The sequence below is a fragment of the Alphaproteobacteria bacterium genome, from assembly GCA_035625915.1.
Classification (GTDB): Bacteria; Pseudomonadota; Alphaproteobacteria; order JACZXZ01; family JACZXZ01; genus DATDHA01.
Genome location: DASPOR010000006.1, coordinates 43,953 through 51,118 on the forward strand (window position 1 = coordinate 43,953; position 7,166 = coordinate 51,118).

The 7,166-nt window shown below is 63.0% G+C and carries 5 protein-coding genes; 3 read left to right on the forward strand and 2 right to left on the reverse strand.

Translation table 11 applies throughout. The features are described from left to right. The first annotated feature begins 3 nt into the window (after positions 1-3). From VEJ16_00755 to glnT, 3 genes are all read left to right on the forward strand, one after another. A complete protein-coding gene (locus VEJ16_00755) occupies positions 4-687 on the forward strand; it encodes a protein glxC (GenBank protein ID HYB08181.1) in 684 nt (227 codons plus the stop codon). Further along, positions 671-2,023, forward strand: a complete 1,353-nt coding sequence (locus VEJ16_00760; protein HYB08182.1) for an FMN-binding glutamate synthase family protein — start codon at positions 671-673, stop codon at positions 2,021-2,023. The genes VEJ16_00755 and VEJ16_00760 overlap by 17 nt, the downstream gene beginning before the upstream one ends. A gap of 85 nt (positions 2,024-2,108) precedes the next feature. Beyond that, on the forward strand, positions 2,109-3,416 hold the full coding sequence (glnT, locus tag VEJ16_00765; protein ID HYB08183.1) for a type III glutamate--ammonia ligase: 1,308 nt from the start codon (positions 2,109-2,111) through the stop codon (positions 3,414-3,416). A 7-nt stretch (positions 3,417-3,423) separates the two neighbouring features. On the opposite strand, the gene VEJ16_00770 is transcribed toward glnT, so the two are convergent. Together VEJ16_00770 and VEJ16_00775 are read right to left on the reverse strand one after the other, a co-directional pair. Next, positions 3,424-5,754 carry a tetratricopeptide repeat protein gene (locus tag VEJ16_00770; protein HYB08184.1) on the reverse strand — a complete coding sequence of 777 codons (2,331 nt, stop codon included), beginning with the start codon at positions 5,752-5,754 and terminating at the stop codon, positions 3,424-3,426. Then, a partial coding sequence (locus VEJ16_00775; GenBank protein HYB08185.1) for a hypothetical protein occupies positions 5,747-7,166 on the reverse strand: 1,420 nt, incomplete at its 5' end. The genes VEJ16_00770 and VEJ16_00775, both read right to left, overlap by 8 nt.

Here is a 7,166-nt window from a genome sequence, read left to right on the forward strand (position 1 = left end):
CCGATGATCGAGATCGATCTCGATGAAGTGGACGTGCGCGCGATCAACGATCGGCTCCACAAGCTTCCTCCCGACACCAACGAACGATTGTGGCGCATCGTCAACCCCAAGGGTGCCCATGCCCTGGCCGTCGGCCTCGACCGCCCGATTGAAATCGAGATTGCCGGCCATGTCGGCTACTATTGCGCCGGGATGAACAAGGCGGCGACCATCACGATCAAGGGCCACGCGGGGCCCGGCCTTGCCGAGAACATCGTGTCGGGGACCGTCAGGGTCAGCGGCAACGCGTCCCAATCGGCGGCCGCATCCGGTCGCGGCGGCCTCGTCGTGATCCAAGGGGATGCGAGTTCGCGCTGCGGCATCTCAATGAAGGGCGTCGATATCGTTGTCGGCGGCTCGGTCGGGCACATGAGCGCCTTCATGGCGCAGGCCGGCCACCTTGTCGTTTGCGGCGACGCCGGCCCGCATCTCGGCGATTCGATCTATGAGGCGGCGATCTTCGTGCGCGGTAAAGTGGCGAGCCTGGGCTCCGATTGCATCGAGAAGGAATTGACGCAGAAGCATCGCACGAAGCTCTCCCAACTCCTCGAAAGCGCCAATATCGACGCGGACGTGGCGGAGTTTCGCCGCTACGGTTCGGCACGCAAGCTTTATAACTTCAAGGTCGATCATGCCGCGCAGTACTAAGCGCCCGGCAAACCCGGCGCGATCGGCCGGCGATTCCGCCGGCCTCTCGGCGAGCGCTGGCTTTCCGCCCGCCGTCATCGCGGAAATCCAGCGCGCCGCACGCGAGGGCCTCTATGAGATTCGCGGCCTCGGCGCCAAGCGGCATTTGCCGACCTTCGACGATCTCCTCCTGCTTGGCGCTTCGATCTCGCGCTACCCGCTCGAGGGTTATCGTGAGAAATGCGCGACCGACGTCGTGATCGGCGCGCGCTTCGCCAGGAAACCGATCGAACTCAAGATCCCGATCACGATCGCCGGCATGAGCTTCGGTGCGCTGAGCGCCAATGCCAAGGAGGCCCTCGGCCGTGCTGCGAGCGAGATGGGCACCAGCACGACGACAGGCGACGGCGGCATGACCGAGGAAGAGCGGCGCGCATCCGATATCCTCGTCTATCAGGTGCTGCCGTCCCGTTACGGTCTCAATCCGGACGATCTGCGCCGATGCGACGCGATCGAAGTCGTGGTCGGACAAGGGGCCAAGCCGGGAGGGGGCGGGATGCTGCTCGGTCTCAAAGTGACCGAGCGCGTCGCGGCCATGCGCACGCTTCCCATCGGCATCGATCAGCGCAGCGCCTGTCGGCACCCGGATTGGACGGGACCCGACGATCTCGAGATCAAGATCCGGGAGCTGCGCGAGATAACCGATTGGGAAAAACCGATCTACGTCAAGGTCGGCGCCACCCGCGTGAAGTACGACGTGGCCCTCGCGGTCAAATCGGGCGCCGATGCCATCGTGGTTGACGGCATGCAAGGCGGAACGGGCGCCACCCAGGACGTGTTCATCGAGCACGTGGGTATTCCGACCCTGCCGGCGGTGCGGCAGGCGGTTGAATCGCTACAGGAGCTCGACATGCACCGCAAGGTCCAGCTCATTGTATCGGGAGGTATTCGAAGTGGCGCGGATGTGGCGAAGGCATTGGCACTCGGCGCCGATGCGGTTGCGATCGGCACCGCAGCCCTCATCGCCCTCAACTGCAACGCCCCGCTTTTCGAGGCCGATTACGCAAAGCTCGGCACGGCTCCCGGCTATTGCCATCACTGCCAGACCGGGCGCTGCCCGGTCGGTGTCGCGACCCAGGACCCGGTCCTCGAAGCGCGCCTCGACCCGGCACTCGCGGCCAAACGTGTGCGGAATTATCTGACGACCATGGTGCTCGAAGCCCAAACGCTTGCGCGCGCCTGCGGCAAGTCGCACCTCCTGAATCTGGAACCCGAGGACCTGGTTGCGTTGACGGTCGAGGCAGCCGCGATGGCTGGTGTTCCGCTCGCGGGAACGAATTGGATACCGGGTCGATAAAACCATTAGGATAGTCCCGACAGGTCGCGACACATCGCGACGCGAATGTCGGCGACACGGCAAGAACGTTTCGGGGGAGGCAAACATGGCCGAGAACCTGGCCGAAATCGCGAAGGCCAAGAAGATCCAATATTTCCTCGTGAGCTTCGTCGATCTCTTCGGCGTGTTGCGCGCAAAGCTCGTGCCCGCGCGCGCCATCGGCGACATGCAAGGCACGGGTGCAGGCTTTGCCGGTTTCGCGACATGGCTCGACATGACCCCCGCAAACGCGGACATGTTCGCGATCCCCGACCCCAAGAGTCTCATGATCCTGCCGTGGAAGCCGGAAGTCGGCTGGCTGGCCGCCGATCTATGGATGGACGGGAAGGAAGTCGAGGCTTCGCCGCGGGCCGCCCTCAAGCGCCAGGTCGCCAAAGCCGCGCAGCTCGGGTACCGCATGAGAACCGGTGTGGAGTGCGAGTTTTTCCTCCTCGCACCCGATGGTTCCGCACCCGCGGATGTACGCGACACTCAGGAAAAGCCTTGCTACGATCAGGCCGCATTGATGCGCCGCTACGACGTGATCCGCGATATTTCCGACGCGATGATCACGCTTGGCTGGGGGCCCTATCAGGCCGATCACGAAGACGCAAATGGCCAGTTCGAGATGAACTGGAACTATGACGACTGCCTGGTGACCGCCGACCGGCACGCCTTCTTCAAATACATGGTGAAAGCGATCGCGGAAAGACACGGCCTGCGCGCCACGTTCATGCCAAAGCCTTTTCCAACCCTGACCGGCAATGGCTGTCACGCCCACGTATCGCTGTGGAACAAGGAGGGCAAGAAGAACCTCTTTCACGACCCCAAGGGCGAGCTTGGATTGTCCGCGCTCGCCTACCGGTTTCTCGGCGGCATTCTCCATTCCGCCGACGCGCTCGCGGCCGTCTTCAACCCGACCGTGAACAGCTACAAACGCATCGACGCGCAGGTAACGCTCTCCGGTGCGACCTGGTCGCCGAACGCCATCAGCTATTCCGGCAACAATCGCACGCACATGATCCGCATCCCCGACGCGGACCGTTTCGAACTGCGATTGATGGACGGTGCGGCCAACCCCTACCTTCTCCAGGCGGCGGTATTGCTCGCCGGGCTCGACGGAATTGCCGAGAAACGCGATCCCGGCAAGCGGCTTGACATCAACATGTACACGGATGGGCACAAGCTTTCGCACATCCGGCGCCTGCCCGGGAACCTGCTCGATGCCGTCCGCCTCTTCGAAAAGAGCAAGACCGTGCGGGAGGGTCTGGGCGCTGAATTCGTCGAGAGCTATGTCAAGCTCAAGCTGAGGGACTGGCGCAGCTACAACGCGCATATCACCGCGTGGGAGCGCGAACGCACACTGGATTGTTGAGACCGTTCTATTCCTCAAGCCTGGAAATGGTGGCCGCCGGATCGGTATTGACCGCGAAGGAGCGCGACGCTTCGCCCTGCTGCCAGGTGCGCCACATTTCGAGATAGGCTGCCTCGATGTGCCGGCGGAACCGATCCGTGTCGAAAAGCGGCGTCGTCAATCGGTTGCGAGCGAGCTTGGCGCGGATCCCGCTAAGTCGTGCCGGGTCGGTCACCAAGCGCAGCGCCAGGGCTTCGTATTCCGAGAGGTCTCGCGCGATGAGTTCGGGCATGCCGATCGCGCGCAACAAGCTGCCTGCCACGCGTCCGGCGAAGGTGGTCCCCTCGCAAGTCAATACCGGCAGGCCCGCCCACAAGGCGTCGCTCGTCGTGGTATGGGCATTATAGGGGAGCGTGTCGAGGAAGAGGTCTGCCACGCGATACCGCGCCAGATGCTCTGAGGGTGCTACGTGGGGTGCAAACACAAGACGTGCTGCCGGTACACCTCTCGCCTCCGCTTCCTTGCGAATATTCGCCTCGGCCCAAGGATTGCTGCCCATCAGCCAGAGAACGCTACCCGGTGCCGCGTTCAAAAGGCGCATCCAGATGTCGAAAAATCTCGGGGTGATTTTGAGGCTGTTGTTGAAACAGCAAAAGACGAACCCGCGCTCGGGCAAGCCGCACTCAGCGCGGGTCGGCGTGCGTTCGGCAATCATGCGCTTGCGATCGTTCACCTGATAGCAATCCGGGAGGTGCACGACCTTTTCGGCATACAAGGATGCTTCGCAAACCGGGATCGTCCACCGGTCGGCAATGATGTAATCGATGAAATCCGCCCCCATCGTGCCGGGATAGCCAAGGTAATTCACCTGGATTGGGGCGGGCCGAGCCGCCAGGATGGCGATGCGGGAGTCCCTCGTGAATCCCTTGAGATCGACGGCAATGTCGATTTGATTCCGCGCGATCGCCCGCCAGGCATCGCGATCGCTGTGAAGCCTCACATCGATGAAATGGTCGAACGCAGCGGTCAGCCTTGCACGCATGGGGCTCTGCTGATTGGGACCGATCGAGAACGCAAACAGCTCAAAGCGCTCGCGGTCATGACTTTCAAAAAGCTCCGCCATCAGGTAAGCGGTCGCATGCTCGTGAAAATCGGCGGAGACGTACCCGATCCTGATTTTCTCGTGGCGGTATCGCTCGCCCCGCCAAATTGCGGGAAGCGAGAGGTCGCGTTTTTCGTCGATATACATCCGGGCCGCGCGCAACTGATCCGCCGGCGTACTCGACGTGTAGAGGACCGGAAAGGGATAGATGGACGCAACCCCCTCCCTGACCGCCTCGACAAGATCGCGGTCGGTCTTGTCGAAAGAGGACCAATCGCAAATGTGCATTTCGAGGTGCGTGCGCATGGTCAACGCGTAACCATCGCCTGGCTTGAGCGAGAGCACACGGCCAAAACACGCGATGGCCTCGTCGAACCGCTTAAGCTCCATCAGCGTGTTGCCGAGGTTCTTGTGCACGGCAGCCCACCCGGGGCTGATTTCCAAGGCGCGACGGTAACACTCAATCGCCTCGCGACGCTTCCCCAGTTTCGCGAATCCGATACCCATGTTGTTGTGCGCCGGCGCCAAGTCCGGGTTGATCACGACGGCCGCCCGGCACGCAGAAATCGCTTCGTCGCAACGGCCGACATCGATCAACACCCCGCCCAAGTAGGCGTACGCTTGGGCGAACCGCGGCGACAAGCGCACGACGCGGCCGTAGCACGCGATCGCCGCGTCATATTGGCCGAGCCCCGCGAAGGTTATGCCCATTTGGAAGTGCGCCTCGACGTTGTCCGGTGCCAGCCGCAACGCGGACGCAAAGGCGGCGATCGCTTCATTGTGCTTACCGAGCGCTTTGGAGAGTTTGCCGATCGCGTTGTGCGCGGCCGGCAGATCGGGCCAACGCCGCAAGGACTCACGATAGCAGTCGATGGCCTCTTGAAGCCGGCCCGCCAAGGTCAACGTGGCTCCGAGGTCGACGTAGGTCTCCTTGCGCTCCGGCATCATTTGCAATGCGCGTTTGAAGGATTCGACGGCCTCCCCGTATCGCCGCTCAGCCCTAAGCACCCGGCCCAGGTCGCCCTGCGCCACGGCCGAGCGCGGGCCGATCTGCAGCGCGATTTCGAGGCGGCGACGCGCGTCCTCGTAATTCCGCTGCTGGGCACGCAGGACACCGGAAAGATGGAACGCCGCGAAATTGCCGGGCTCGTTCCCGGCCACTCGCTCGTATCGCTCGAGCGCTTCGGCGAGACGGCCCGCTTGGTGAAGGCGCATGCCCTCGATCAGCAGCGGGCTCGGTGGTAATCCCTCAGCCATCGACGTCACGGACCGCGAAGGGGCGTGGCACCTCACCCCGTTGCCAAACCCGCCACATTTCGAAATAGGCCGCTTCCAGGTGACGCCGGAACAGGCCCGTGTCGAAAAGCGGTGTCGTCAGCCGATTGCGAGCGAGTTTGGCGCGAATGCCCGCAAGATGCGCCGGATCGCTCGCCAGGCCGAAGGCTATCGCCTCGTATTCCTCGAGGCTTCGCGTCACGAGTTCGGGCAACCCCACGGCATTCAGCAGGCTTGCCGCGACCCTGCCCGCAAAGGTTCCGCCGACGCAGGTCAGGACCGGCAGTCCGACCCAGAGCGCATCGCTCGCGGTCGTGTGCGCGTTGCAGGGAAGAGTGTCGAGGAAAAGATCGGCGCAGCGTTGACGCGCCAGATGTTCCGCGAGCGGTGCCCGAGGTGCGAACACCAGGCGGCCGGCCGACACACCCCTCGCCTCCGCTTCCTTGCGCAGGTTCGCCTCCGCCCACGGATTGTCGCGGAGCAGCCACAGCACACTCTCCGGCACCGCTTTCAAAAGGCGCATCCAGATATCGAAGAAGACCGGGGTGAGCTTCAGGCCGCTATTGAACGAGGCAAAAACGAAACCACGCTCCGGCAGCCCACACGCCACACGCGTCGGCGTGCGCTCGGCGATCCGTCGCTCACGGTCGTTCGCCTGATAGCAATTCGGCAGGTGCACGATCCTCTCGGTGAAATAGGGCTGCTCGTCAATGGGTACGCCGATGGGGTCGGCGACGACGTAGTCGATGAAATGAGCACCCATCGTTGCCGGATATCCAAGGTAATTCACCTGGATCGGTGCTGGGCGGCGCGCCAGTATGGCGGGCCTCGCCCCGCCCGTGTAACCCTTCAGATCGACCGCAATATCGATCTCGTGCTCCGCCAGAAGCCGAGCCGCCTCGGCGTCGCGCATCGGCCGGAGATCGAAGAACCGATCGAAGGCTTTTCTGAGCCGGGCGCGCGAGCTGTCCCTTTGATCGGGGCCGAAGGAGTACGCGAATAGCTCGAATTTCTCGCGGTCGTGACGCTCGAAGAGGCCGGCCATCAGATACGAGGTTGCATGGTCGTGGAAATCCGCCGAGAGATACCCAAGGCGAATCCGCTCGTGCCGGCGCGGCTCGCCGCGATAGATCGGTGAAAGCTTGTCGATCTTCATCCCGCGCAGATGGGTGCGTGCGGCGCGCAGCTGATCGGCCGATGTACTCGGTCCGACCACAACCGTGAAGGGCGTAATACCGGCTGTGTCGCGCCGAACCGCTTCGACGATCCGCCGGTCCAAATCCGCGAATGCCGACCAGTCGCAGATTTGCTTGGCTAGATAGGTCAAGAGCCGCAATGCATTACCGGAGTGAGGTTGAAGGGCCAAGGCGCGCTCGAAGCAACCGATTGCGTCG

Coding starts and splice junctions, on each gene's coding strand:
- VEJ16_00755 (HYB08181.1), top strand. CDS start 4: ATGATCGAGATCGATCTCGATGAAGTGGACGTGCGCGCGATCAACGAT.
- glnT (HYB08183.1), top strand. CDS start 2,109: ATGGCCGAGAACCTGGCCGAAATCGCGAAGGCCAAGAAGATCCAATAT.
- VEJ16_00760 (HYB08182.1), top strand. CDS start 671: ATGCCGCGCAGTACTAAGCGCCCGGCAAACCCGGCGCGATCGGCCGGC.
- VEJ16_00770 (HYB08184.1), bottom strand. CDS start 5,754: ATGGCTGAGGGATTACCACCGAGCCCGCTGCTGATCGAGGGCATGCGC.